22 protein-coding genes and 2 tRNA genes (1 of these 24 cut by a window edge) are annotated in these 25,319 nt (G+C 57.0%); 2 read left to right on the plus strand and 22 right to left on the minus strand.

What is annotated here, in order from left to right:
• Positions 1 to 10 precede the first annotated feature (10 nt).
• The 9 genes from mrdB to leuS form a co-directional block, all read right to left on the minus strand.
• Positions 11 to 1,123, minus strand: a complete 1,113-nt coding sequence (mrdB, locus tag NKJ21_RS21820; protein ID WP_008805635.1) for a peptidoglycan glycosyltransferase MrdB — start codon at positions 1,121 to 1,123, stop codon at positions 11 to 13.
• Positions 1,123 to 3,024: a peptidoglycan DD-transpeptidase MrdA gene (gene mrdA / locus NKJ21_RS21825; protein WP_008805636.1), complete on the minus strand. Its 1,902-nt coding sequence runs from the start codon at positions 3,022 to 3,024 to the stop codon at positions 1,123 to 1,125. Before mrdA ends, mrdB begins: the two co-directional genes overlap by 1 nt.
• Positions 3,025 to 3,051: 27 nt before the next feature.
• Positions 3,052 to 3,519 carry a 23S rRNA (pseudouridine(1915)-N(3))-methyltransferase RlmH gene (gene rlmH / locus NKJ21_RS21830; RefSeq protein ID WP_002894620.1) on the minus strand — a complete coding sequence of 156 codons (468 nt, stop codon included), beginning with the start codon at positions 3,517 to 3,519 and terminating at the stop codon, positions 3,052 to 3,054.
• A gap of 3 nt (positions 3,520 to 3,522) precedes the next feature.
• Entirely contained in the window at positions 3,523 to 3,840 is a 318-nt protein-coding gene (gene rsfS, locus NKJ21_RS21835) for a ribosome silencing factor (protein ID WP_002894623.1), read from the minus strand.
• 222 nt (positions 3,841 to 4,062) lie between these two features.
• Positions 4,063 to 4,692: an adenosylcobalamin/alpha-ribazole phosphatase gene (locus tag NKJ21_RS21840; protein WP_032734973.1), complete on the minus strand. Its 630-nt coding sequence runs from the start codon at positions 4,690 to 4,692 to the stop codon at positions 4,063 to 4,065.
• A gap of 72 nt (positions 4,693 to 4,764) precedes the next feature.
• Entirely contained in the window at positions 4,765 to 5,415 is a 651-nt protein-coding gene (gene nadD / locus NKJ21_RS21845) for a nicotinate-nucleotide adenylyltransferase (protein WP_012542457.1), read from the minus strand.
• Complete coding sequence (gene holA, locus NKJ21_RS21850) at positions 5,408 to 6,439, minus strand: DNA polymerase III subunit delta (protein ID WP_032691138.1); 1,032 nt, start codon at positions 6,437 to 6,439, stop codon at positions 5,408 to 5,410. Before holA ends, nadD begins: the two co-directional genes overlap by 8 nt.
• Positions 6,439 to 7,029 carry an LPS assembly lipoprotein LptE gene (gene lptE / locus NKJ21_RS21855; RefSeq protein WP_008805640.1) on the minus strand — a complete coding sequence of 197 codons (591 nt, stop codon included), beginning with the start codon at positions 7,027 to 7,029 and terminating at the stop codon, positions 6,439 to 6,441. Before lptE ends, holA begins: the two co-directional genes overlap by 1 nt.
• A gap of 14 nt (positions 7,030 to 7,043) precedes the next feature.
• Positions 7,044 to 9,626 carry a leucine--tRNA ligase gene (gene leuS / locus NKJ21_RS21860; protein ID WP_012542455.1) on the minus strand — a complete coding sequence of 861 codons (2,583 nt, stop codon included), beginning with the start codon at positions 9,624 to 9,626 and terminating at the stop codon, positions 7,044 to 7,046.
• A gap of 226 nt (positions 9,627 to 9,852) precedes the next feature.
• Here leuS and NKJ21_RS21865 point away from each other — a divergent pair, with 226 nt between their 5' ends.
• The gene (locus NKJ21_RS21865) at positions 9,853 to 10,335 is read left to right on the plus strand and encodes a zinc ribbon-containing protein (protein ID WP_032691348.1); all 483 of its coding nucleotides are present in this window, start codon (positions 9,853 to 9,855) and stop codon (positions 10,333 to 10,335) included.
• A gap of 46 nt (positions 10,336 to 10,381) precedes the next feature.
• Here the strand turns inward: NKJ21_RS21865 and NKJ21_RS21870 are convergent, their stop codons facing one another.
• The 11 genes from NKJ21_RS21870 to miaB form a co-directional block, all read right to left on the minus strand.
• Positions 10,382 to 12,175 (minus strand): filamentous hemagglutinin N-terminal domain-containing protein, encoded by a 1,794-nt coding sequence (locus NKJ21_RS21870; protein ID WP_164728900.1) that lies wholly within the window; start codon positions 12,173 to 12,175, stop codon positions 10,382 to 10,384.
• A 64-nt stretch (positions 12,176 to 12,239) separates the two neighbouring features.
• Entirely contained in the window at positions 12,240 to 13,910 is a 1,671-nt protein-coding gene (locus NKJ21_RS21875; protein WP_023322233.1) for a ShlB/FhaC/HecB family hemolysin secretion/activation protein, read from the minus strand.
• A gap of 372 nt (positions 13,911 to 14,282) precedes the next feature.
• Positions 14,283 to 15,008: an amino acid ABC transporter ATP-binding protein gene (locus NKJ21_RS21880; RefSeq protein ID WP_008805645.1), complete on the minus strand. Its 726-nt coding sequence runs from the start codon at positions 15,006 to 15,008 to the stop codon at positions 14,283 to 14,285.
• The gene (gltK, locus tag NKJ21_RS21885) at positions 15,008 to 15,682 is read right to left on the minus strand and encodes a glutamate/aspartate ABC transporter permease GltK (protein WP_012542451.1); all 675 of its coding nucleotides are present in this window, start codon (positions 15,680 to 15,682) and stop codon (positions 15,008 to 15,010) included. Before gltK ends, NKJ21_RS21880 begins: the two co-directional genes overlap by 1 nt.
• A complete protein-coding gene (locus tag NKJ21_RS21890) occupies positions 15,682 to 16,422 on the minus strand; it encodes an amino acid ABC transporter permease (protein ID WP_002894709.1) in 741 nt (246 codons plus the stop codon). Before NKJ21_RS21890 ends, gltK begins: the two co-directional genes overlap by 1 nt.
• Before the next feature lie 164 nt (positions 16,423 to 16,586).
• Positions 16,587 to 17,498, minus strand: coding sequence for an amino acid ABC transporter substrate-binding protein (locus NKJ21_RS21895; protein ID WP_012542450.1), 912 nt, complete (start codon positions 17,496 to 17,498; stop codon positions 16,587 to 16,589).
• A 354-nt stretch (positions 17,499 to 17,852) separates the two neighbouring features.
• Positions 17,853 to 19,391 carry an apolipoprotein N-acyltransferase gene (gene lnt, locus NKJ21_RS21900; protein ID WP_012542449.1) on the minus strand — a complete coding sequence of 513 codons (1,539 nt, stop codon included), beginning with the start codon at positions 19,389 to 19,391 and terminating at the stop codon, positions 17,853 to 17,855.
• A gap of 128 nt (positions 19,392 to 19,519) precedes the next feature.
• A complete protein-coding gene (gene corC, locus NKJ21_RS21905) occupies positions 19,520 to 20,398 on the minus strand; it encodes a CNNM family magnesium/cobalt transport protein CorC (RefSeq protein WP_004197606.1) in 879 nt (292 codons plus the stop codon).
• 147 nt (positions 20,399 to 20,545) lie between these two features.
• A complete protein-coding gene (gene ybeY, locus NKJ21_RS21910) occupies positions 20,546 to 21,019 on the minus strand; it encodes an rRNA maturation RNase YbeY (protein WP_002894722.1) in 474 nt (157 codons plus the stop codon).
• The gene (locus NKJ21_RS21915; protein WP_008805649.1) at positions 21,016 to 22,062 is read right to left on the minus strand and encodes a PhoH family protein; all 1,047 of its coding nucleotides are present in this window, start codon (positions 22,060 to 22,062) and stop codon (positions 21,016 to 21,018) included. The genes ybeY and NKJ21_RS21915 overlap by 4 nt, the downstream gene beginning before the upstream one ends.
• Before the next feature lie 153 nt (positions 22,063 to 22,215).
• Entirely contained in the window at positions 22,216 to 23,640 is a 1,425-nt protein-coding gene (gene miaB, locus NKJ21_RS21920) for a tRNA (N6-isopentenyl adenosine(37)-C2)-methylthiotransferase MiaB (protein WP_012542448.1), read from the minus strand.
• Positions 23,641 to 23,819: 179 nt separating this feature from the next.
• Between miaB and ubiF the strand changes: the two genes are divergently transcribed.
• Positions 23,820 to 24,995: a 3-demethoxyubiquinol 3-hydroxylase gene (ubiF, locus tag NKJ21_RS21925; RefSeq protein WP_048267661.1), complete on the plus strand. Its 1,176-nt coding sequence runs from the start codon at positions 23,820 to 23,822 to the stop codon at positions 24,993 to 24,995.
• A 119-nt stretch (positions 24,996 to 25,114) separates the two neighbouring features.
• Here ubiF and NKJ21_RS21930 read toward each other — a convergent pair.
• A tRNA-Gln gene (locus NKJ21_RS21930) sits at positions 25,115 to 25,189 on the minus strand.
• 75 nt (positions 25,190 to 25,264) lie between these two features.
• A tRNA-Gln gene (locus NKJ21_RS21935) sits at positions 25,265 to 25,319 on the minus strand (it continues 120 nt past the right edge of the window).

Raw genomic sequence — 25,319 nt, forward strand, 5'->3', positions numbered from 1 at the left:
GCAAACCCCTTTAAACGCTTTTCGACAACATTTTTCTGTGGGTATGGATCGACATCACGATACCAAACCCGGCCATCAATACGATCAGGGCGGAGCCCCCGTAGCTCACCAGCGGCAACGGTACGCCCACCACCGGTAAAATACCACTCACCATACCAATATTTACGAAGACATAAACGAATAAAATCAACATTAAACCACCGGCCATGACCCGGCCAAAGGTGGTTTGCGCCTGGGCGGCGATCCACAGCCCGCGCATGATCAGCAGAATATAGAGCGCCAGCAGGATCAGCACACCAATCAGCCCCAGCTCTTCGGCCAGCACGGCGAAGATAAAGTCGGTGTGGCGTTCCGGCAGGAACTCCAGCTGCGACTGCGTGCCGTGCAGCCAGCCTTTGCCGCGCAGACCGCCGGAGCCAATGGCAATTTTAGACTGAATAATGTGATAGCCGGCGCCCAGCGGGTCAGTTTCCGGGTCGAGGAGCATCATCACGCGCTGGCGCTGATAGTCATGCATCAGGAAGAACCACAGGATCGGAATAAAGGCGGCGACCAGCACCACGGCGATCCCGATAAGACGCCAGCTTAGACCGGAAAGGAACAGCACAAACAGCCCGGAGAGGGCGATCAGAATCGAGGTGCCGAGGTCGGGCTGCGCTGCCACCAGCAGGGTCGGCAGGAAGATCAGCACCAGCGCAATCGCGGTGTTCTTCAGCGACGGCGGACAGACGTCGCGGTTAATAAAGCGCGCGACCATCAGCGGCACGGCGATTTTCGCTATCTCCGACGGCTGAAAGCGGACGATACCGAGATCCAGCCAGCGCTGCGCCCCTTTGGAGATAGCGCCGAAAGCATCAACGGCCACCAGCAGAATAATACAGAAAATATAAAGATAGGGCGCCCAGCCTTCATAGACCCGCGGTGGGATCTGCGCCATGACGATCATGATCACCACGCCCATGGCGATCTGGCCGATTTTACGTTCCATCATGCCGACGTCCTGACCGCTGGCGCTCCAGATAACCAGCGCACTATAGGTCAGTAGCGCCAGCAGGATCAGCAGCATGGTGGGGTCAAGATGGATTTTATCCCACAGCGATTTTTTGTTCGGATTATCCGTCATTATTGATCCTCCCCTGCGGTGACCGCCGGGTTTTCGCTTGGCAGCGTGGTGTTGTTATCGCCCAGCATAATGTGATCGAGGATTTGGCGCATAATGGTGCCGACCGCCGGGCCGGCGCCGCCGTTTTCCAGGATCATCGCCACGGCAACCTGAGGGTTGTTATAAGGCGCAAACGCCGTCATCAGTTTATGGTCGCGCAGACGTTCAGAGATGCGGTGCGCGTTATAGGTTTCGTTGGCCTTCAGGCCGAACACCTGGGCGGTACCGGACTTGGCCGCGATCTTATACGGCGCGCTGGCGAAATATTTGTGCGCGGTGCCGTTGCCGCGGTTGGCCACGCCGAACATGCCGTCTTTGGCGATTTCCCAGTAGCCGGAATGGATGTCGCCCACCGGCGGCTCATGCGGCTGAACCCACGGAACGGGCTTGCCGTCTTCCACGGTGCTTTGCAGCAGGTGCGGCACTTTCACCACCCCGTCGTTAATCAGGATCATCAGCGCCTTGTTCATCTGGATGGGGGTGGCAGTCCAGTACCCCTGACCGATGCCCACCGGAATGGTGTCCCCCTGGTACCAGGGTTTCTTGAAGCGCTTGAGCTTCCATTCGCGGGTTGGCATGTTGCCCGAGCGCTCTTCAGAAAGGTCGATACCGGTGTAGTGGCCGTAGCCAAACTTGCTCATCCACTCAGAGAGGCGATCGATGCCCATGTCATAGGCGACCTGATAGAAATAGGTATCCGCAGACTCCTCCAGCGCTTTGGTGACGTTCAGGTGGCCGTGGCCCCATTTTTTCCAGTCACGATAGCGTTTATCGGAGCCAGGCAGCTGCCACCAGCCTGGGTCGAACAGGCTGGTATTGCGGGTGATCACCCCGGCGCTCAGCGCCGAGACGGCGACGTACGGTTTTACCGTTGACGCCGGCGGGTAGACCCCCTGCGTCGCGCGGTTGACCAGCGGCGTGTTCGGATCGTTGAGCAGACCGGAGTAATCTTTACTGGAGATGCCGTCGACGAACAGGTTCGGGTCATAGCTTGGCGTAGATACCAGCGCCAGAACGGCGCCGGTACGCGGATCGGTGACCACCACGGCGGCACGGCTACCGGCCAGCAGGGTTTCGATATACTGCTGCAGCTTGAGATCGAGAGTGAGGTAGATATCGCGTCCGGCCTGCGGCGGCACCTCTTTCAGTTGTCGAATGACGCGGCCGCGGTTGTTCACTTCAACCTCTTCGTAGCCGGTCTGACCGTGCAGGACATCCTCATAATAACGCTCAATACCCAGCTTACCGATGTCGTGGGTTGAGGCGTAGTTAGCCAGCTTGCCTTCTTTGTCGAGGCGGTCGACGTCTTTATCGTTAATTTTTGAGACGTAGCCAATGACGTGCGTCAGCGCCGAGTTATAGGGATAATAACGACGCTTGTAGCCTTTGACTTCCACGCCGGGAAAGCGGTACTGGTTGACGGCAAAGCGGGCAACCTGCACTTCACTGAGGTTGACCTTTACCGGAATCGAGGTAAAGCGATGGGAGCGTGCGCGCTCCTTTTTGAAGCCGGCGATATCATCGTCGGTTAAATCGACGACGTCACGCAGCGCATCCAGCGTCTGCTGCACGTTATCGACTTTCTCCGGCATCATCTCCAGCTGATAAATGGTGCGGTTAAGCGCCAGCGGGGTGCCGTTGCGATCGTAAATAATGCCGCGGCTCGGCGGGATCGGTACCAGCTTGATGCGGTTTTCGTTCGAACGCGTCTGATAATCATTGAAGCGAACGATTTGCACATTGTACAGGTTGGCGACCAGAACGCCGGTAAGCAGCAAAATCCCCAAAAAAGCGACCAGCGCCCGGCGCACGAACAGCGAGGATTCAGCCGTATAGTCGCGGAAAGAATTCTGTAATTTCATTCGCTGCTTAGTCTACCCTGATCATCATTACTCACGGTGGTACGGGTGGTTGGTGGTAATGCTCCACGCCCGATACAGACTCTCGGCCACCAGTACGCGCACCAGCGGGTGAGGTAAGGTGAGGGTGGAGAGCGACCAACTCTGTTCCGCCGCTGCTTTACAGGCTGGAGAGAGGCCTTCCGGGCCGCCTACCAGCAAACTGACGTCGCGCCCGTCCTGTTTCCAGCGTTCCAGTTCGCGCGCCAGCTGCGGCGTATCCCATGGTTTTCCCGGAATATCCAGGGTCACGATACGGTTCTTACCGGCAGCGGCCAACATCATCTCGCCCTCTTTTTCGAGGATGCGCTTGATATCGGCGTTCTTGCCGCGTTTACCGGCGGGGATCTCCACCAGTTCAAACGGCATATCTTTGGGAAAACGGCGCAGATACTCGCTAAAGCCGGTCTGTACCCAGTCCGGCATTTTGGTGCCAACGGCCACCAGCTGCAACTTCACGCATTAACTCCAGAGTTTTTCCAGCTCGTACAAACGACGGCTCTCTTCCTGCATGACGTGAACCATCACGTCGCCGAGGTCGACGACGATCCAGTCGGCGGCGGCTTCCCCTTCAACGCCCAGCGGCAGCATGCCGGCGGCGCGGGATTCCTGAACCACGTGGTCAGCGATGGACATCACGTGACGGGTAGAGGTGCCGGTGCAGATAATCATGCAATCGGTGATGCTGGATTTGCCATGTACATCAATGGCGACGATGTCCTGACCTTTCAGGTCATCAATTTTGTCGATAACAAAATCCTGGAGTGCTTTACCCTGCAAGTGTTCCCCCTGGGTGCATGAAGATTGATAATGATAAAGAGCCTGACAGTATACCTGAACTGATGAAAAAGTCGGGTGAAATGTCTGTCGGCAGGCGTTCGTGGCGGGGTATCATCCCATCCCTCGCCGCGGATTGCATCGCCATTTTTGTAAAACAATTTCTGCAAACATGCTGTGGCGGATGCTGCCCGGCAGCGGAGAATAGCAGCCTGCTGTGGCCTGTCAATGGTCTGGCGGGAATTCTTCTTGCGGCTGCCAGACGGCCTGGCTATTTAATACGCGCAGGGTGGTGAAATCGTCGCGCATATCGAGGAGGCTCCAGGCGCCATGGGCAATCGGGAAATGCCACATCGCCGCCGCGGGCATCTGCAACAGCAGGGCCGTCAGCAGGCTCAGGACGCCCTGATGGCCGACAATCAGCAGGTGGTCAAGATGGCGGCAGTCGGCCAGCGTTGTGGTGAATTCGCTGACGCGGCGGGCAAAATTCTGAAAGCTTTCGCCATTGGTGGGGGCCGCGTGCTGCCAGTCAGCACACCACGCGGCATAGTTTTCCGCATCCTCTCGCTGAAGGTCGCGATGATGACGCATCTCCCAGTCGCCGAAAAACATTTCATTGAGCGTGGCATGGCACTCACGCGGGATATGGCGATCGCCAAGCAGCAGATCGGCCGTTGTCCCGGTTCTCGCAAGCTCGCTACAGATGACTTTGTCGAAAGGTACTGCCCGCAGCCGTTCGCCGAGCGCTCGCGCCTGGGCGACGCCGCGCGGCGTCAGAGGAGTGGGGGCGTGGCCGCTGTATAACCCGGCAACGTTGGCTTCGGTTTCGCCGTGGCGAACTAACCATAATTTCATGATGATGCTCAGACAGGCGGTGGAGACGTGGCGCTACGATAGCGCTTTTTTAGCATCAGGCCCAGTCCGGGGTCAGCAATAGAGTCCCTGCTCGCGGATGTAGTCCAGCACGGTGGCTGGCAGCATCTCGGCGCAGGATTCCCCGCGCTCGAGGCGCTGGCGGATAATCGTCGCCGAGATATCGAACCACGGCGTTTCCGCCAGGTAGATGGCCCCGGCGGGGCGGTTATGCAGGCGCTCTACGTCGTGGGTTAAGTGACGGTCCAGCCACTGCTGATCAGCGTCGTGCGCCATGGTCAGCGGGTAACCCGGGCGGCGGCAGACGATCAGATGAACGTTATCAAGGATGGTTTCATAGCGGTGCCAGGTGGGGAAGGTGAGCAGCGAATCCTGGCCGATGATAAACGCCAGCGGTTTTTCTGCCCCCTGCTCCTGGCGCCATGCCTGCAGCGTGTCTGCTGTCCAGGAGGGGGTGTCACGCTGCAGTTCGCGTTCGTCGAGCGTGAACAGCGGCTTATCGGCAATCGCCAGCTTCAGCATATGCACGCGCTGGGCGCTGGTGGCTTCCGGCTGGGGACGGTGCGGCGGGACGTTGTTAGGCATGATGATGACCTTGCTCAGGCCAATCTGATTCGCCAGGATCTCGACCGGCTTGAGGTGACCATAATGCACCGGATCGAAGGTGCCGCCATAGATTGCCTGTAACTGAGTCATATCAACCATCAATAAAAACGTCCGCCAGGGCTTTGTGGCAGAGCAACAACGAAAGACTTTCCAGTTCGGGCCAGACGTCGTGCCCGTAATCCTGTTTAAAGGTCAGTTCCGCGCGGGTCAGGAGGGTCACCGCCTGGCGCAACTGTTCCCCGCTCAGTCGGGCGAGGGCATCGCTGAGCAGCTGACGGCGGTTTTGCCAGACCCGATGTTTATCAAACAGCGAGCGCAGCGGCGTGTGCGTCGACTGGCGTTTGAGCGTGACCAGCAGCAGCAGCTCCCGCTGTAGCGTACGCAGCAGGATCGCCGGCTCGCAGCCTTCAAGGCGGAGCTGTTGCAGAACATGCAGCACGCGCTTGCTTTTGCCTGCCAGTAGCGCATCGACCCAATGGTAAGGGGTAAAGTGGGCGGCATCGTTTACCGCCTGCTCAACCCGGGGCAGGGTCAGCTTACCGTCCGGCCAGAGCAGCGCCAGACGCTCCAGCGCCTGCGCCAGCGCCAGCAGATTACCTTCGTAACAGTAGCACAGCAGCTGACTGGCCGCGTCGTCGAGCTGCAGCTGATGCTGTTTGGCCCGGGCGGCCAGCCAGCGCGGCAGCTGTGCGTATTCCGGCGTCTGGCAACTGACCTGGACGGCCCGCTGCGCCAGGGCGGTAAGCCACGCGGCATTCTCCTGGGCTTTGGTCAGCTTATTCCCGCGAACTATCAGCAGCAGGTCGTCGTGCAGCAGGCCGATCAGGGTCGCCAGCTGTTCGTTGATCGCCGCGTTAGGGCCGTTTTCCGGCAGGATTAGCAGCAGCGTTTGCCGGCTGGAGAACAGACTCAACGCCTGGCTTAACGCGAAAATCGCCTGCCAGTCGGTACTGTTATCGATGGTGAAGGTGTGGTGCTCGGTAAAGCCCTGGGCGGCAGCGGCTTCGCGAATGGCGTCCTGGCTTTCCTGCAACAGCAGGGGATCGTTGCCAAGCAGCAGATAGGCCGCGCGCAGCCCTTCAGTGAGCTGCGCGCGGAGTTGTTCCGGGTACAACCGAATCATCATTGACCCAGAGTGGTGGAGACGCGGTTACCCGAGGAAGCCGGTGCCGTGCTGCCGGCGACCGGTTTCTCTTCCTGCTGGGTTGCTTCAACATCTGCAACCTGCACGCTCGGCAGCTTACGAATCAGCTGTTCCGCCGCTTTGTCGTACATTTCCTGGATAATCATATCCTGCTCGGCGTCTTTCGCTAACGCCGCCTGCGGGTTATCGAAGAACGAACGATAGACCTTGGTGGTAATCGGATAGATATCGTGACCCGGGATCAGGACGCTGGCATGAACGGTCATGACCATCTGATATTCCGCGGTACGACCATCCTGGAACACCGAGGCGGTATCTTTCTGAATCGACGAACCATCGAGGCGCAGAGAAGGAACATCTTTACGCAGCGTGCTGGCGTCGATCAGGTCCACGCCATTAAGACGCAGCTGATTACGTACCGCGCGACTTAACGGTCCGTTCGGATCGCTCGACTGAAGAATCATGGTTTTCATGGTGGTGGGCACCTTCGTAGTGCTACGCAGATGCCAGCCACAGCCGGCGGTGACAAGCACCGCCAGGGATAACAACATTGTTACCAGATATCGCACGCTTCCTCCCGCGCTTAGCCAACGACCAGATTGAGCAGTTTACCCGGAACGTAAATCACTTTACGCACGGTTTTACCGTCGAGATATTTCGCGACCAGATGCTCCTGGCCGGCACGCTCGCGGACCTGCTCTTCAGTTGCATCTACCGCAACGGTAATTTTACCACGAACTTTGCCATTGACCTGGACGACGACGAGGGTGCTGTCTTCCACCATCGCGCTTTCATCCGCCACCGGCCACGGTGCGTTGTCGATATCGCCTTCGCCGTTCAGCTCGCGCCACAGTGTGAAGCTGGCGTGCGGGGTGAACGGGTTCAGCATACGCACCACCGCCAGCAGCGCTTCCTGCATCAGGGCACGATCCTGTTCGTCTTCCTGCGGCGCTTTCGCCAGCTTGTTCATCAGCTCCATGATCGCCGCGATGGCGGTGTTGAAGGTCTGACGACGGCCGATGTCATCGGTCACTTTGGCGATCGTTTTGTGAATATCGCGACGCAGCGCTTTCTGATCTTCACTCAGCGCCGCCACGTTCAGTGCCGCAACGTCCCCTTTGGTGGTGTGCTCGTAGACCAGTTTCCAGACGCGTTTCAGGAAGCGGTTAGCCCCTTCAACGCCAGATTCCTGCCACTCGAGGGTCATATCCGCCGGGGACGCAAACATCATGAACAGACGCACGGTATCCGCGCCATAACGCTCAACCATCACCTGCGGGTCGATGCCGTTGTTTTTCGACTTGGACATCTTGCTCATGCCGGTGTACACCAGCTCATGGCCTGCCGCGTCTTTCGCTTTCACGATGCGGCCTTTTTCGTCGCGCTCAACGATGGCGTCAACCGGGGAAACCCAGTTACGTTCGCCGTTTTCGCCTACATAGTAGAAGGCGTCAGCCAGCACCATGCCCTGGCACAGCAGCTGCTTCGCCGGCTCATCGGAGTTGACCATGCCCGCGTCGCGCATCAGCTTGTGGAAGAAGCGGAAGTAGAGCAGGTGCATGATGGCGTGTTCGATACCGCCGATGTAGATATCTACCGGCAGCCAGTAGTTGGCCGCTTTCGAATCCAGCATCCCTTCCTGATACTGCGGGCAGGTGTAGCGCGCATAGTACCAGGAGGATTCCATAAAGGTGTCAAAGGTGTCGGTTTCACGCAGCGCCGGCTGACCGTTAACGGTGGTCTTCGCCCATTCAGGATCGGCTTTGATCGGGCTGGTGATGCCGTCCATGACCACATCTTCCGGCAGGATCACCGGCAGTTGATCTTCCGGGGTCGGCAGCACGGTGCCATCTTCCAGGGTCACCATCGGGATCGGCGCACCCCAGTAGCGTTGACGGGACACACCCCAGTCACGCAGACGGTAGTTAATTTTACGCTCGCCTACGCCCATGGCTGCCAGTTTGTCGGCAATGGCGTTGAAGCCGGCTTCATAATCGAGGCCGCTGAACTCGCCGGAGTTAAACAGGACGCCTTTCTCGGTCAGCGCCTGCGCGGAGAGATCCGGCTCGCTGCCGTCAGCGGCGAGGATAACCGGCTTGATGTTCAGACCGTACTTGCTGGCGAACTCATAGTCACGCTGGTCGTGACCCGGAACGGCCATGACCGCGCCGGTGCCATATTCCATCAGCACGAAGTTTGCCGCCCAGACAGGAATTTCTTCGCCGGTCAGCGGGTGAATGGCTTTAAACCCGGTATCGACGCCTTTTTTCTCCATCGTCGCCATGTCGGCTTCGGCTACTTTGGTATTACGGCATTCGTCGATAAAGGCAGCCAGCGCCGGATTGTTCGCTGCAGCCTGCTGCGCCAGCGGGTGACCCGCCGCGACAGCCAGGTAGGTGCAGCCCATAAAGGTGTCCGGACGGGTGGTGTAGACGGTCAGCTTATCGGCGTAGTTGTTGACGTCAAAGGAGATTTCCACCCCTTCGGAACGGCCGATCCAGTTGCGCTGCATGGTCTTTACGGTGTCTGGCCAGTGATCCAGTTTATCCAGATCGTTCAGCAGTTCATCGGCGTAGGCGGTGATTTTAATAAACCACTGCGGGATCTCTTTACGCTCGACTTTGGTATCGCAGCGCCAGCAGCAGCCGTCGATAACCTGTTCGTTGGCCAGTACGGTCTGGTCGTTCGGGCACCAGTTCACCGCGGAGGTTTTCTTGTATACCAGCCCTTTTTTGTACAGCTCGGTGAAGAACTTCTGCTCCCAGCGGTAGTATTCCGGGGTGCAGGTCGCCAGCTCGCGGCTCCAGTCATAGCCAAAACCCAGCATTTTGAGCTGGTTTTTCATGTAGGCGATGTTGTCGTAGGTCCACGGTGCTGGCGCGGTGTTGTTTTTCACTGCCGCGCCTTCCGCCGGCAGACCAAACGCATCCCAGCCAATCGGCTGCAGGACGTTTTTGCCCAGCATACGCTGGTAGCGGGCAATCACGTCGCCGATGGTGTAGTTACGCACGTGACCCATGTGTAGTCGACCAGAAGGATAAGGAAGCATCGACAGGCAGTAATACTTCTCTTTGCTCTCGTCTTCAGTTACTTCAAATGTACGATTTTCGTCCCAGTGAAGCTGGACTTTCGATTCTATCTCTTCCGGGCGGTATTGCTCTTGCATGGCAGCCAGTGGTCCTGTTTTCAATACAGCTACAAAATGTAGCCAATGGATGTGTTATTTCAGATCGGCATAGCATAGCCCAAACGCCCCCGTCAAAACAGCCTTTCGCACATTAACATCGGCAAAAGCCGCGCTGATTATTTCGCGACTCTGTGGCTTGTCAGACACAGCGGGAGAGGAATAAGGTCTATTATCAGAAGACGTTAACCACACCGGAGGCGAAATGATGAACAAGGTTGCTCAATATTACCGTGAACTGGTCTCCTCGCTCAGCGAACGGCTCCGCCATGGAGAGCGCGATATCGACGCGCTGGTGACACAGGCGCGGGAAAAAATCGCCCGCGCCGGCGATCTCACGCAGAGCGAGATCGAGTCGGTGATTGCGGCAGTAAAACGCGATCTCGAGGAGTTTGCCCGCAGCTACGAAGAGAGTCATGAAGACGAGAGCGACAGCGTGTTTATGCGGGTGATCAAAGAGAGCCTGTGGCAGGAACTGGCTGATATCACCGACAAAACGCAGCTCGAGTGGCGCGAAGTCTTTCAGGATCTGAATCACCACGGCGTGTACCACAGCGGTGAGGTGGTCGGCCTGGGCAATCTGGTCTGCGAGAAGTGCCACTATCACCTGGCAGTGTATACCCCGGACGTGCTGCCGCGCTGTCCGAAGTGTGGCCACGATCAGTTCCAGCGTCGGCCCTTCGAACCCTAAGCGGTGCGAAAAACGATGCGCGAGGCTGCGCGCATCGTGGTTTGTCTTATTTCACGGTGTTGACTTCGGTGCTCTTGAAATACTGTTTCCCACCCATGTCGCTAACATATTTCTGCGATGAGTTGAGTACCAGTTTATCGGCGGTTAAGGTCCCGACGCCGCATTTCGCCAGGCCCAGTATGCCGCAACTTTTACCACCATTGACCACTTTGGTGGCGGTTAACGTCATATTGCCGCCCGTGCTGAGGGTGGAATAGTTGTAGATCGCGCCTTTATTTTTGGTATTTAAGGTCAGGTCGCCGGTGCTGCTGATCTGCCCTTCGTTGGTGATATCTGAGTAGGTCGTGATTGAAATATTCTTTGCATTGATAGTGCCATTGTTGCTTACCACGCCATGATCGGTGGTGATATCGGCCGCCTTCATATAACCATTTTGATTCAGCCAGTAGCTGTGGGCGGTAATGGCATTGGTGGCTTCCATGCGACCGCTGGTGCTTTGCGCCAGCGTACCGTTGGTCTGCAGATTGATATTTTCGCCGGTGATATTGCCGAGGTTATAGATTTCGCCCGTATTGGCGCTGCCGTCCTGCTTAAGGGACTGAACGGTGGTTTGGCCAGTAGAGTTAATGTTGCCGGTGTTTTTAAAGCTGTCGCCGACAAAGGTGAGGTTGGTGTTTTTGGCGCTGATTTTGCCTTCATTGAGGAAATCACCGATTGCCGTGGCGGTAATCTGGTTATTCGACAGCAGGGACGCTTTGGCCTCATTGCGGATTTTCCCGCCGCTGGTCAGGCTTAACCCGCTGGTGCCGGTCATCGTGCCTGAGTCGCCGTTGGTGATATTGCCGTTGGCGGAGGCAATCAGCTGGCCGCCGGAAAGAGAGCCGGTGTTAACGATATAGTCGCCGCTGGAAAGCATTAAATAATAGGCGCCAGCGATGCTGCCGTTATTGGTGATACCCGTGGCGGTGGAAACCTGGCTCAGCAAACCTTTGCCCGTTATTGTCCCTTTGTTTAGCAGGTTACCGTTGCTGGTGAGCTGCAGCGTGCTGTTAGCGACAATGGAGCCCTGGTTACGTACGCCAAAGCCGATGTTATTGCCGACCATGCTGATGCTGTTGGCGGTGATGCCGCCAAGGCTGCTGACGTCGATGCTGTACTGCGGGTTGATCGTCATTTCGATAAGCGTCGCTTGTTTACCTGCAGAGGTTATCGCGCCAGAGCTGTTATCCATGGTGAAGCGACCTGCGCTGACCAGGGCATTATTGGCCTGTACTTTACCGTTAATCTTAATCGCATCGGCGAGCAGAACCGCGTAGCCGTTAGCGGCGTTCATGCCATTTTCGCCGATGGTGAGGGTGCCGCCCGTTACGGTATAGCTGCCGATGGCGCCGTCACTGGTCATGTTGACTTTACCGGTGGTCAGGATGGCCTTGTTGGTATTGACAAAGCTACAGCCGGAGCAGGTAATGCCGTTCGGGTTGGCGATCACCACGTCCGCTTTCTGACCGTTAACTTCGATAAAGCCCTTCAGGCTACTGGCGTTTTTGGAGGTGACCTCGTTCAAAATCACCGAGGCGCTGCCGGCGGTCAGATTATTGTTACGGGCGATATTGCCAAAGGTGCTGTGGCTGACATCATCGCCGCTGTTATTGAGGATGGTGCCATTGGTGCCAACGTTGAAGTCGCGGTACAGGTTATGGGAGACACCTGCGGCGTTCGGCTTTTCAATATCAATAACCGTGGCGCCGGACGAATGCGTATAGCTGGTCGGGTCGGCATAAACCACCGACGAGGTTAATACTGCCGCCAGCGCGACATAAGAAGCTTTAAACTTAAACATTTCATTTATTCCTTTAAATTAAGATTAATAAACAACGTAGCTGAAAGGGTCAATAATGATTGAATTAATACCTCCACTGTAATGAAAAGCCCATATTCAGGGCGTCGCTATGAAACGTATCCGGTTTACTGAGCGGGGTGCTAATAAACAGATCGTATTGTGTTGACCATAGCTCGCCGCGCAGGCCGCTGACGGCGCCGGAAAGGACTTTGCCTTTTTGATACATATCGGCGCCAATAAGGCGACCCACATCCGCGCCCAGATAGAATTGCCGCTCAGAGGTAGGGAGATCCCAGATAAAATCGTTGCGCCAGTACCATCCCTGATTGCCGGACAGGCTGTTTTCACCGTCAAAACCGCGCACGCTCCAGCGACTGCCAATATTGAATTTATTATCGGAAGCGAGTTTGTCCGGGCTGAACTGGGCGCTCAAGCGGGGAGCCCAGGTAAATTTGTTGCCGGTGGCGTCAAATTTCATTAGCGCCTGCAGATTACCATGCACGATCCGCGACAGCGGGCTGTATAACCCGGCCTTTTCCTCCGGCGTTGGCGTTGAGCTGAGCCACGGCAGGCTGCGCTGGATGCCGATGCTGGCATCAACAATCTTTTTGTTAAAGTAGTGCTGGTGGTTGAGGGTGAACTCCCAGGCGGGTGTCTGCTTGCGCATCACCTGTAGCTCACTGCCGCCAAAGTAATAATGCGAGGTACTTTTGGCGATCCGCAGGTCGGCGGTGGTTTTTTGCTGTCGGGTGTGGGAGAGCAGACGACTCAGCGTGGCGCTGTAGTAGCGATTCTTGCTCTTATAGTCCATCGTCGACCAGTTGCCGTTAAACTGCTGGCGATACTGGCTGTATGCCCCGTAGGCGCTGAGTGTCCAGTAGCCGAAGGGGATGGAGTAATACAGGCTGCCGTTGTGGTTGCCGTCGTTATGCTGATTGAATTCAATATCGCCCCCGCCGGAAAGGTACAGGATATCGTTGAGGGTGGTCAGGTCGTAGAGATAGAGGGCGCCGCCGGCCTGGTAGCGGCCGCTGGCTTTGCTGCCGGCGTCGTCAAGCCAGGCGCCAAGCTGCCATTTTTTCGCCAGGCTGCGGGCAATCTGGATATCGCTTTCCCCCTCGTGCTGCCCCGGCAGCAGTTTCATGTGCGCCGTCGCGCCGGGCAGACGCTGCAGATTGGCCATCCCCTGCTCAAGATCGCTTAAGCGCAGGATTGTGCCGGAAGAGGTTGGCAGTGAATTCCACAGGCGGGTGGTGTCTGAGCCGTCGGCATAGCCGATAGCGCCCACTTTGCCATAGTGCAGCGTCAGCCTGAGCATGCCGTGCTCCAGCGACTGGGAGGGCACATCAATCAGCGAGGTGATGTAGCCTTGCGCAATCAGCTCGTTTTGCAAGGTATAGGCCAGCAGGCGAATACCTTCGCTGCCGAGGCAGCGGCCCTGCGCCTGCTGCGCGGTTTTCGCCAGTAATTTCCGGGTGAGCGCCTGGTTATCGGAGTCGATATCGACCCGGTTGATCAATTTACAATGCGTTTCCTCAGGGAAAGGGATACCCTGCGGCGCCACGCGCTGTTGTGAAGACTGAAAGTCCTGTTGCTGTGGCGCCAGCGCCTCCTGGCGGGCTTTATCCTGTTCCGTCTGGTGAGCCGAGGTGGTCAACTGTGCGGCCCCGGCGGCTGAGGTGCCCGCCAGAGTGATAAACAGTAGCCCGGTGAGCGTGCGAGATCGAATTAACATGAAGCAATATCCATTTGTTTCATTGGTTCGGTGGCGCATCCGTTATTCTGCGTGCGGCAGAGAATATTGATGGCCTTTATTTCGCGCAGGCGAGGTCAGGCAAGAATATTATATTCAATTAATAAAATAATCGTGCGACGAACCTGTTACGAGGCGTTATATGCTAGCGGCGGTAGTGAAGCAGATCCACGAATTCATTAGTGAATTCTTTATGAATTGATCGATTTAATAAATAAGTTCAGCTTTTATCGCTGAGGTTTATTTGGTACGTAAATGATAGTAGCGATAACCGGCCGCATAAATAATATTGAATAATAATATGGCGGGAAAGATAAGCTGCGCATACCGGGCGGTATGCGCAGCGAATAACGATTAATGCAGAATTTTGGCGAGGAAATCTTTGGCGCGATCGGATTGCGGATTGGCAAAGAAAGCTTCTTTATCGGCATCTTCGACAATCTTCCCTTCATCCATAAAGATCACCCGGTTCGCCACCTTGCGGGCAAAACCCATTTCATGGGTCACGACCATCATGGTCATCCCCTCGTTGGCCAGTTCGACCATGACGTCCAGCACCTCGTTAATCATCTCCGGGTCAAGCGCTGAGGTGGGCTCATCAAACAGCATAGCGATCGGGTCCATACACAGGGCACGGGCAATGGCCACGCGCTGCTGCTGACCACCGGAGAGCTGCGCCGGATATTTTTCCGCATGCGCCGCCAGGCCAACGCGCTCCAGCAATTTGAGGCCTTTCTTGCGCGCTGATGCTTTATCGCGGTTAAGCACTTTGACCTGCGCCAGCGTCAGGTTGTCGATAATCGACAGATGAGGGAACAGTTCAAAATGCTGAAAGACCATTCCGACGTGCGAGCGCAGTTTAGCCAGGTTGGTCTTTTTATCGTTAACCACGGTGCCGTCGACGATAATCTGCCCCTGTTGCACAGGCTCAAGGCCGTTTACGGTTTTAATCAGCGTGGATTTACCGGAGCCTGACGGCCCGCAGACCACCACGACTTCACCTTTTTTCACTTCCGTGGAGCAATCGGTCAGCACCTGAAAGTGACCATACCATTTTGAAACGTTTTTCAGGGTAATCATTACACAGTCCTTTTCTTCAACCAGCTGACCAACAGCGAGGCGCTGAGGCTAATCACAAAATAGACGCCGCCCGCGAACAGGATCATTTCGACCTGGGTTCCGTCACGCTCGCCAATGGTGGAGGCGGTACGGAAGAAGTCGGCGAGGCTCAATACATACACCAGCGAGGTATCCTGGAACAGGACGATCCCCTGGGTAAGCAGCAGCGGTACCATGGCGCGGAAGGCCTGCGGCAGGATCACCAGCCGCATTGACTGCCAGTGGGTCATCCCCAGCGCCAACGCGGCGCCGGACTGGCCGCGGGAGATGCTCTGGATGCCAGCGCGGATAATCTCTGAGTAGTAGGCGGCTTCGAACATCGAAAAGGCCACCATCGCCGAGATCAGGCGAATATCCGTTTTCGGCGACAGCCCCAGCACGTTCTGCAGGAAGCCCGGGACAATCAGGTAGAACCACAGCAGGACCATCACCAGCGGGATAGAACGGAATACGTTAACGTAGGTTTTAGCAAACCAGGCCAGCGGCAGAAAACTGGACAGGCGCATCACCGCCAGCAGGGTGCCCCAGACGATACCGACCACGATGGCGATCACCGTAATCTTCAGGGTGATCACCAGCCCTGCCAGCAGATAGGGCATAGACGGAACGATCGAACTCCAGTCAAAATCGTACATTATTTGCCTCCCATATTGCCAGGCAGGCGAACCTTACGCTCGACCACATACATAATCAGCATAATCACCGCGTTGATGAAGACGTAGGCCAGGGTGATGGCCGTAAAAGACTCCCAGGCATGAGCGGAGTAGTCCAGCAGTTTGCCCGCCTGCGCGGCCATATCGGCAAGACCGATGGTGGAGGCGATGGCCGAGTTTTTCACCAGGTTCATCATTTCCGAGGTCATCGGCGGCACGATAACGCGGTAGGCGTTCGGCAGCAGCACGTAGCGGTAGGTTTGCGGCAGGGTCAGGCCCATCGCCAGACCGGCGTTCTTCTGCCCGCGCGGCAGCGACTGAATGGCGGCGCGTACCTGCTCGCAGACGCGGGCGGCGGTAAACAGCCCCAGGCACAGCATGGAGGAGACAAAGAACTGAATGTTTGGGTCCAGCTCCGATTTAAACCACATGCCGATATTTTCCGGCAGGAATTCCGGCACCACCAGGTACCAGGTAAAGAACTGCACGATCAGCGGCACGTTGCGAAACAGTTCGACATAGCAGGTGCCAATGCCCGAGAGGAAGCGATTGGGGACCGTGCGTAAAATGCCAAACAGTGAGCCGACGAGAAAAGCGATGATCCAGGCCGAGATGGAGAGGGCGACGGTTATCTGAAAACCGCTCCACAGCCAGCCCAGGTAGGTAGTGTTGCCGAAGGGGGCCTGTTGCAGGAATATCCCCCAGTTCCAGTCTATTGACATACATGACTCCTGGAAAAAAAAGGGTAGCCATTGCTACCCTCGAAGACGGTTGTCCAGCTTGTTTCGGTATTCGCGGCGGCTGGGGAACGACCAGCCACCGTATAGTCTGTCCGTGCTGTGACAATCATCGGGAGGGCAGGATATCCCGCCCCTGGTTGTTATAATTAGTTCAGTGCTTTGTCATTAGGTGATTTGAACAGCGCTTTCATGTCGTCAGACAGTTCGAAGTTCAGGTTAAGGTTTTTCGGCGGAATTGGATTTTTGAACCATTTATCAAACCATTTCGCCGCTTCGCCAGAGGTCTGAGCCTGAGCAACGGTTTCATCGACCAGCGCTTTGAACGACGGATCGTCTTTACGCAGCATGCAGCCATAGGCTTCTTTCGACTGTGCGGTGCCGACGATTTCCCAGTTATCCGGTTTCTTCGCCTTGGCGCGTTCGCCGGCCAGCAGAGCGTCATCCATCATAAAGGCCACGGCGCGTCCGCTTTCCAGGGTGCGGAAAGAGTCGCCATGATCTTTGGCGCTGATAATGCGCATATTCATTTTTTTCTCATCGTTCAGCTTATGCAGCAGGATCTCTGAGGTGGTTCCGGAGGTGACAACGACCGCTTTATCCTTCAGGTCCGGGAAATCTTTGATCGGACCGCCTTTCTTCACCAGCAGACGGGTGCCGACCACGAAGATGGTATCGGAGAAGGCCGCCTGTTTCTGGCGCTCAAGGTTGTTGGTGGTTGAGCCGCACTCGAAATCAAAGGTGCCATTCTGCAGCAGCGGGATACGGTTCTGCGAGGTGACAGGGATCAGTTTGACCTGCAGGTCCGGCTTGTTCAGCTTTTTCTTGATGGCATCAACGATGGCGTTGGAGTAGTCCTGAGAGTAGCCCACAACCTTCTGCTGGTTATCGTAGTAAGAGAACGGGACTGAAGATTCACGATGGCCGACAACGATAACCCCATTTTTGGCGATCTTATCCAGGGTGCTCTGGCCTGCCGCCGGGGCGGCATCTTCTGCGTGTGCCAGACCGGCGGTCACACCCATGACCAGCATTGCGGCGGCCAGTTTACGTAATTGCATATCCAACTCCTTATCCGTAGCGTCAGCGGCGCTATTGATACCCATTGTGATTGTGTGTGTTGTTATTCGAGGCACGCGTCCACGTGCCGCATTTGTATGTGTTTGTTAGCATTTAGTTTGGCTTAATGTAAAGATTTTGCTGTTTTATTGTTTATTTTTGCGAAGTGCTCCGCACCAATGGGAGGCAAAGATCTTCCATTGCACCAAAATAGCGCGACCGCCGAACGTTTATGGTGCAACCCGGTTGCACTGGGTCGGACGATGGCGCTACCAGGGAGAATAAAGCAATGACTGTGCCAGGATGGCTGGCGCGGGGAGAAAAATGCCGGCGACGGGCGTCGCCGGCGGAGAAACTTATCGGCGACGCTGACGCAGGCTCATCAGTAGCGCAGCGAAGCCAAACAGCGCCGTCAGCGCCCATAGCGGCCAGTTGCCGGTGCGGGCGTAAGGGGTTAAGCCGCTGGTGGGCGTCACGGTGGTGGTCAACACCTCGCGGGTAAACTGCGGGATCATCTTCTGGATCTCGCCGCGCGGGCCGATCACCGCAGTAATGCCGTTGTTGGTGCTGCGCAGGAGTGGGCGGGCCAGCTCCAGGGCGCGCATCCGCGCCATCTGGAAGTGTTGCCACGGACCGATGGACTTACCGAACCAGGCGTCGTTGGAGATGGTCAGCAGGAAGTCGGTATCCGGCCGGAAGTTATCGCGTACCTGTTCCCCGAGGATGATCTCGTAGCAGATGGCGGCGGTCAGCTTCAGGTTATGCGCCATCAGCTGCGGCTGCACGTAGGGGCCGCGGCTGAAGGAGGACATCGGCAGGTCAAAGAACGGCGCCAGCGGACGCAGAATCGATTCCAGCGGCACAAACTCACCGAACGGCACCAGATGGTTCTTGTTGTAACGGTTGGTCGAGTCGTAGCGGTACGGGTTATCTTTACCGAGGGTAATGATGGTGTTGTAGGTATCGTAGCGGTTCTGCTTATTGAGACGCGCATCGACAATGCCGGTGATCAGCGAACTGTCTTTTGCGCGCAGCAGATCGTCCATCATGCTGAGGAACTGCTGCTGGTTGATCTCCAGATCCGGGATCGCCGACTCGGGCCAGATAATCAGCTGCGAGTGGCCGATATGCGGCTGGGTCAGCGCCAGGTAGGTTTTCAGGGTGTTGACCAGCTGCTTCTCGTCCCACTTCATGGCCTGTGGGATATCGCCTTGCACCAGCGAGACCTGGGTCGCGCGCTCCGGCAGCAGCTGATACCACTGGATATAGCGCAGCGGGAACGGCAGGGCGAACAGCAGCGCGGCAATAGCCAGCGGCTTCCAGTTACGCTGGACGAGGGCCAGGGCCAGCAGGCCGCTAACCATCATCAGCAGGAAGTTGATCGCCTCGACGCCCATCACCGGTGCGAGACCTTTCAGCGGGCCGTCGATCTGGCTATAGCCGAACTGCAGCCATGGGAAGCCGGTCAGCACCCAGCCGCGCAGGAACTCGGTGATTTGCCAGACGACGGGGGCGGCGATAGCCACCCGCAGCCAGCTGGTTTTGGGCCACAGCCGGGAGAGCAGGCCGGCAAACAGGCCGGTATAGAGCGAGAGATAGGCCGCCAGCAGAACGACGAGAAAGACGTTAACCGGACCTGGCATACCGCCGAATTGCGCGATGCTGACATAGACCCAGTTGATACCGGTGCCAAACAGCCCGAATCCCCAGAAATAGCCGATCCCGGCGCTTTGCAGCGGGCGTCGGTTGAGGGTTAACGCCTGCAGACCGATCAGCGAAACGATAGCTGCCGGCCAGAAGTCATAAGGTGAAAAAGCCAGCGTTCCGCTGGCTCCGAATAGCAGCGCCAGCAGCAGACGTACGCGCTGGCGTTCAAGAAGAGAGGCAAATACCATTTAGGCTAATCGTCCCGTAAATTAACGCCTGTTGCCACAGGCTATGCTGTTTGCCAGCAGGGGGAGGGGACAGCCGGGGATCGCCCACGGTCTGTCTCCCGGCTGGCCGTGACCTTCAGCGCCGCGGCTTACTCTTCCAGCTTCGGCTGGGGAGCGTCATCGGGCAGCTTTACATGCACCTGAATGATACGACGGCTATCTGCCATTGCCACCTTGAATTGGTAACCATCAATGTCGATAGATTCGCCGCGGGCCGGCAGATGGCCGAAGGCCTGCATCACCAGCCCGCCAATGGTATCCACTTCTTCATCGCTGAAGTGCGTGTCGAAGGCGTCGTTGAAGTCTTCGATGGAGGCCAGAGCGCGCACCGTCCAGGTGTGGCGGCTCAGCTGGCGGAAATCGATATCTTCTTCTTCGTCGTATTCGTCTTCAATTTCCCCGACGATGAGCTCAAGGATATCCTCGATGGTCACCAGGCCGGAGACGCCGCCGAATTCGTCAATAACGATCGCCATATGGTAGCGCTGTGAGCGAAACTCTTTCAGCATGCGGTCGACCCGCTTGCTTTCCGGGACGACAACCGCCGGCCGTAACACTTTTTCCATGCTGAAGGCTTCGGCGTCGCTGCGCATAAACGGCAGCAGATCCTTGGCCATCAGAATCCCTTCGATGTGATCTTTATCTTCACTGATGACCGGGAAACGCGAGTGGGCGGATTCGATAATGACATCCAGGCACTCGTCCAGCGTCTGGTTACGTTTCAGGGTTATCATTTGTGAACGGGGGATCATAATGTCGCGGACCCGCTGGTCGGCGATATCCATTACCCCTTCGAGCATGTCACGCGTATCTTCATCGATAAGATCGTTCTGCCCGGAATCACGGATCAGCGCCAGCAGTTCATCACGGTTTTTCGGTTCCCCGTGAAAAAGCTGGCTGAGTAACAGGGAGAAAAATCCCTTTTTGCTGTTTACTGTGTCACTACTGTGTGAATTGTCGTCGCTCATGGCGTCGTTTGGGTTCTCATGTTGATTTAACTGTCGCTCGTCGCGCGTAAACTCAGCGCCGGACGGCATGGGTTGCCTGACGTTCAGGCTGGCAAAATGCAGGAACAGCGGCCGGATGCGGCGCAAGCGCCGCCATCCGGCAGGGGGCTATTCAGCAATCTTCTCGGAAATGTACGGGTCCTCATAGCCCAGAGCAAGCATTATCTCTGTTTCAAGGCCTTCCATCTCTTCCGCTTCGTCGTCTTCGATATGATCGTAGCCCAGCAGATGCAGGCTGCCGTGCACCACCATATGCGCCCAGTGCGCCTCCAGCGGTTTACCTTGCTCGCTGGCTTCCTGCTCCACCACCTGACGGCAGATGATCAGATCGCCGAGCAGCGGCATTTCAATCCCCGGCGGCGCTTCAAACGGGAAGGAGAGGACGTTGGTCGGCTTATCCTTGCCGCGGTAGGTCAGGTTCAGCTCGTGGCTTTCTGCAACATCGACCAGACGAATCGTTAACTCTGACTCCTCCTGAAATGGCGGAATGACGGCATCGACCCAGCGCTGAAAAAGGGCTTCGTCCGGCAGGCCGCTGGTCTCTTCGCAGGCCAGCTGTAAATCGAGGATCACCTGACTCATTTTTGCTCCTGTTCCTGGGCTTCGCGTTTTCGCTCGGCGGCCAGTTCTGCTTTACGTTTCTGGTCTGCGGCTTCCCACGCCTCATAGGCGTTCACGATGCGGGCAACCACCGGATGGCGCACCACGTCTTCGCTATGGAAGAAGTTGAAGCTGATCTCATCGACTTCGGCCAGCACTTCGATGGCGTGGCGCAGACCGGATTTGGTGCTGCGCGGCAGGTCAATCTGCGTGATATCGCCGGTGATCACCGCCTTGGAGTTAAAGCCGATGCGGGTCAGGAACATCTTCATCTGTTCAATGGTGGTGTTCTGGCTTTCATCAAGAATGATAAAGGCGTCATTCAGCGTTCGTCCGCGCATATAGGCCAGCGGGGCCACTTCGATGACGTTACGCTCAATCAGCTTCTCTACTTTCTCAAAGCCGAGCATCTCAAACAGCGCGTCATACAGCGGGCGCAGATATGGGTCGACTTTCTGGCTCAGATCGCCGGGCAGGAAGCCGAGCTTTTCGCCAGCCTCGACGGCCGGACGGGTCAGCAGAATACGGCGGATCTCCTGACGCTCCAGCGCATCGACCGCCGCCGCCACCGCCAGATAGGTTTTACCCGTCCCCGCCGGACCCACGCCGAAAGTGATGTCATGATCGAGGATATTGGCGATGTACTGCGCCTGGTTCGGCGTACGCGGTTTGATCACCCCGCGCTTGGTCTTGATATTGACGGCTTTCCCGTACTCCGGCACGCTCTCGGCGCTCTGCTCCAGCACGCGCGCCTCTTTGATCGCCAGATGGATCTGCTCCGGCTCAATATCCTGAATCTGACCGCGCATCGGCGCCGTATCGACATACAGGCTGCGCAGAATATCGGCGGCGGCGTGTACGCAAATAGCGCGTCCGGTCAGTTTAAAGTGATTGTCACGGCGGTTGATCTCAATGCCTAACCGACGCTCCAGCTGTTTGATATTGTCGTCAAACGGGCCGCACAAGGCTAACAGGCGTGCGTTATCCGCTGGCTCCAGGGTAATTTCACGAGTGTCTATGTTCAAACTGTTCCTCTTTACGCAGGTGGCCGGACGCGGCGCGTGGCCGGCTAATCAGGAAATTATTTACGTCACAGGAAAATGGCGCAAGCATTGCTGTAGATATAGGGACGGAGAGAGGAATTACAAGGCCTGCCGGAACCGACAGGCCTGAAGGGATCACGGCTGATAGATACCCACGCCAAGATCGTTCTCTTTACGGGTGCGGGCAATCACTGATTCAGGTGATTCAGCGATACGCAGACCCATCTCCGCCTCGGTACGCACGATTTTGCCGCGCAGCGAGTTGGTGTAAACATCGACGATTTCAACATCGACGAATTTACCGACCATATCCGGCGTACCTTCGAAGTTGACCACGCGGTTGTTCTCGGTGCGCCCGGAAAGCTCCATCAGGCTCTTACGCGACGTGCCTTCCACCAGAATGCGCTGTACCGTGCCGAGCATGCGACGGCTCCAGGCCATCGCCTGCTGGTTGATCCGCTCCTGCAGAATATACAGACGCTGCTTTTTATCCTCCTCCGGCACGTCATCGACCATATCGGCCGCCGGGGTGCCCGGACGAGCGGAGAAGATAAAGCTGTAGCTCATATCGAAATTGACGTCGGCGATAAGCTTCATCGTCTTTTCGAAATCGTCTGTAGTTTCGCCAGGGAAGCCGACAATAAAGTCAGAGCTTATCTGAATATCCGGACGCGCCTCACGCAGCTTGCGAATAATCGCTTTGTACTCCAGCGCGGTATGGGTGCGTCCCATCAGATTCAGAACCCGGTCAGAACCACTCTGCACCGGCAGGTGCAGGAAGCTCACTAGTTCCGGCGTATCGCGATAGACCTCGATGATATCGTCGGTAAATTCGATCGGGTGGCTGGTGGTGAAGCGAATGCGATCGATGCCGTCGATGGCGGCGACCAGACGCAGCAGATCGGCAAAGCTGCCGGTGGTGCCGTCGTAATTCTCACCGCGCCAGGCGTTAACGTTCTGGCCCAGCAGATTAACCTCACGCACGCCCTGCGCCGCCAGCTGGGCGATTTCAAACAGGATATCGTCGCACGGACGGCTGACCTCTTCTCCGCGGGTGTACGGCACCACACAGTAGGTGCAGTATTTGTTGCAGCCTTCCATAATCGAAACAAAGGCGGTCGGGCCGTCGGCGCGCGGCTCTGGCAGGCGATCGAACTTTTCAATTTCCGGGAAGCTGATATCCACCACCGGGCTGCGGTTGCCGCGCACGGCGTTAATCATCTCCGGCAGGCGGTGCAGGGTTTGCGGCCCGAAAATAATATCGACATAGTGTGCGCGCTGACGAATATGGTCGCCTTCCTGGGAGGCCACGCAGCCGCCAACGCCAATAATCAGGTCCGGGTTTTTCTCTTTCAGCAGCTTCCAGCGTCCGAGCTGATGGAAAACTTTTTCCTGGGCCTTCTCACGAATTGAGCAGGTATTGAGCAACAGCACATCTGCTTCTTCCGCCACTTCGGTCAGTTGATACCCATGTGTCGCATCCAGCAGATCGGCCATCTTTGATGAATCATACTCGTTCATCTGACAGCCCCAGGTTTTAATATGGAGTTTTTTTGTCATTGACTTGCTCATGCTCAGTAATAGATATCCAAAACGCGGGGATATATACAGGGTGAATTTCGCTTTCCAGGGCGCGTATTGTAATGCTTTGGTCGCCCCCTGACCAGTGCGAGCGTTATCACCGCAAGGGAACAAAAAATCCGGTAAACTTAACGGATTCTGCTTTAAGGATAATAGCCATGACAATTCACGCAACAGATGTCGCCATCGTGGGCGGCGGCATGGTCGGCGGCGCCCTGGCGTTGGGGCTGGCGCAACAGGGATTTACCGTGACGGTGCTTGAGAAAACGGCGCCTCCGGCTTTCGATCCGGCATCCGCCCCGGATGTGCGGATCTCGGCTATCAGCGCAGCTTCGGTCGGCCTGCTGAAGAGCCTCGGCGTCTGGGATGCCGTACGGGCGATGCGCGTCCACGCTTATCGTCGTCTGGAGACCTGGGAGTGGGAGAGCGCGCACGTCGCCTTTGACGCCGCAGAGCTCAAACTGCCGGAGCTGGGCTACATGGTCGAGAACAAGGTCCTGCAATGGGGCCTCTGGCAAGCGCTGGCGGCGCATGAAGGGGTCACCCTGCGCGTTGGTAGCGAACTGGAGGCGATGCAGCGCGGCGAGGCGCATACCGCGCTGCATTTACGCGAAGGAGAGGCGATCCACGCCCGGCTGGTGATCGGCGCCGACGGCGCCAATTCTCAGGTGCGGGAGATGGCCGGCATCGGCGTACACGCCTGGCAATATCAGCAGTCCTGTATGCTGATCAGCGTCGAATGCGTCGACGATCCCGGCGACAGCACCTGGCAGCAGTTTACCCCCAGCGGGCCGCGCGCCTTCCTGCCGCTGTTCGACCACTGGGCCTCGCTGGTCTGGTACGACACGCCGGCGCGGATCCGTCAGCTGCAGGGCATGACCATGGCGCAACTCCAGCAGGAGATCGCCAGTCACTTTCCGGCGCGGCTGGGTCGTGTGACGCCGCAGGCGGCCGGCGCTTTTCCGCTCACCCGGCGTCATGCGCTGCAGTATGTCCAGCCCGGCCTGGCGCTGGTGGGCGATGCGGCGCATACCATTCATCCGCTGGCGGGGCAGGGGGTTAACCTTGGCTACCGCGATGTGGATGCCCTGCTGGAGATCCTGGCGGAAGCGCGCGGTCGAGGCGAAGACTGGGCCAGCCTGCTGGTGCTGAAGCGCTACCAGGCGCGGCGGCGAGCGGATAATTTTATCATGCAGTCGGGGATGGATTTGTTTTATGCCGGTTTCAGCAATGACCTGGCGCCGGTGCGGATGCTGCGTAATATTGGCCTGATGGCGGCTGAACGCGCCGGGGTGTTGAAGCGTCAGGCGCTGAAGTATGCCTTAGGCTTGTAAAACCGGCTTCCCGGGCAGGGGCGTAGTGGAGAGCGCCTGCCCGGCAGTCAGTACTGCGTAAGCGTGTCAGGACGCCAATAGCAAAAAAGCTCACCGAAGTGAGCTTTTTTGCATTTAAGTGGCTGGGGTACGAGGATTCGAACCTCGGAATGCCGGAATCAGAATCCGGTGCCTTACCGCTTGGCGATACCCCAATTGTCTGTTGCGCTTTACCGTAACTACCCCGGTTGAGGGCAACAGTGCGTTCACTGCTGAACGACTTTTTAATTTGGCTGGGGTACGAGGATTCGAACCTCGGAATGCCGGAATCAGAATCCGGTGCCT

It is taken from the genome of Klebsiella sp. SWET4, assembly GCF_024296565.1.
Taxonomy (GTDB): Bacteria; Pseudomonadota; Gammaproteobacteria; order Enterobacterales; family Enterobacteriaceae; genus Klebsiella; species Klebsiella variicola.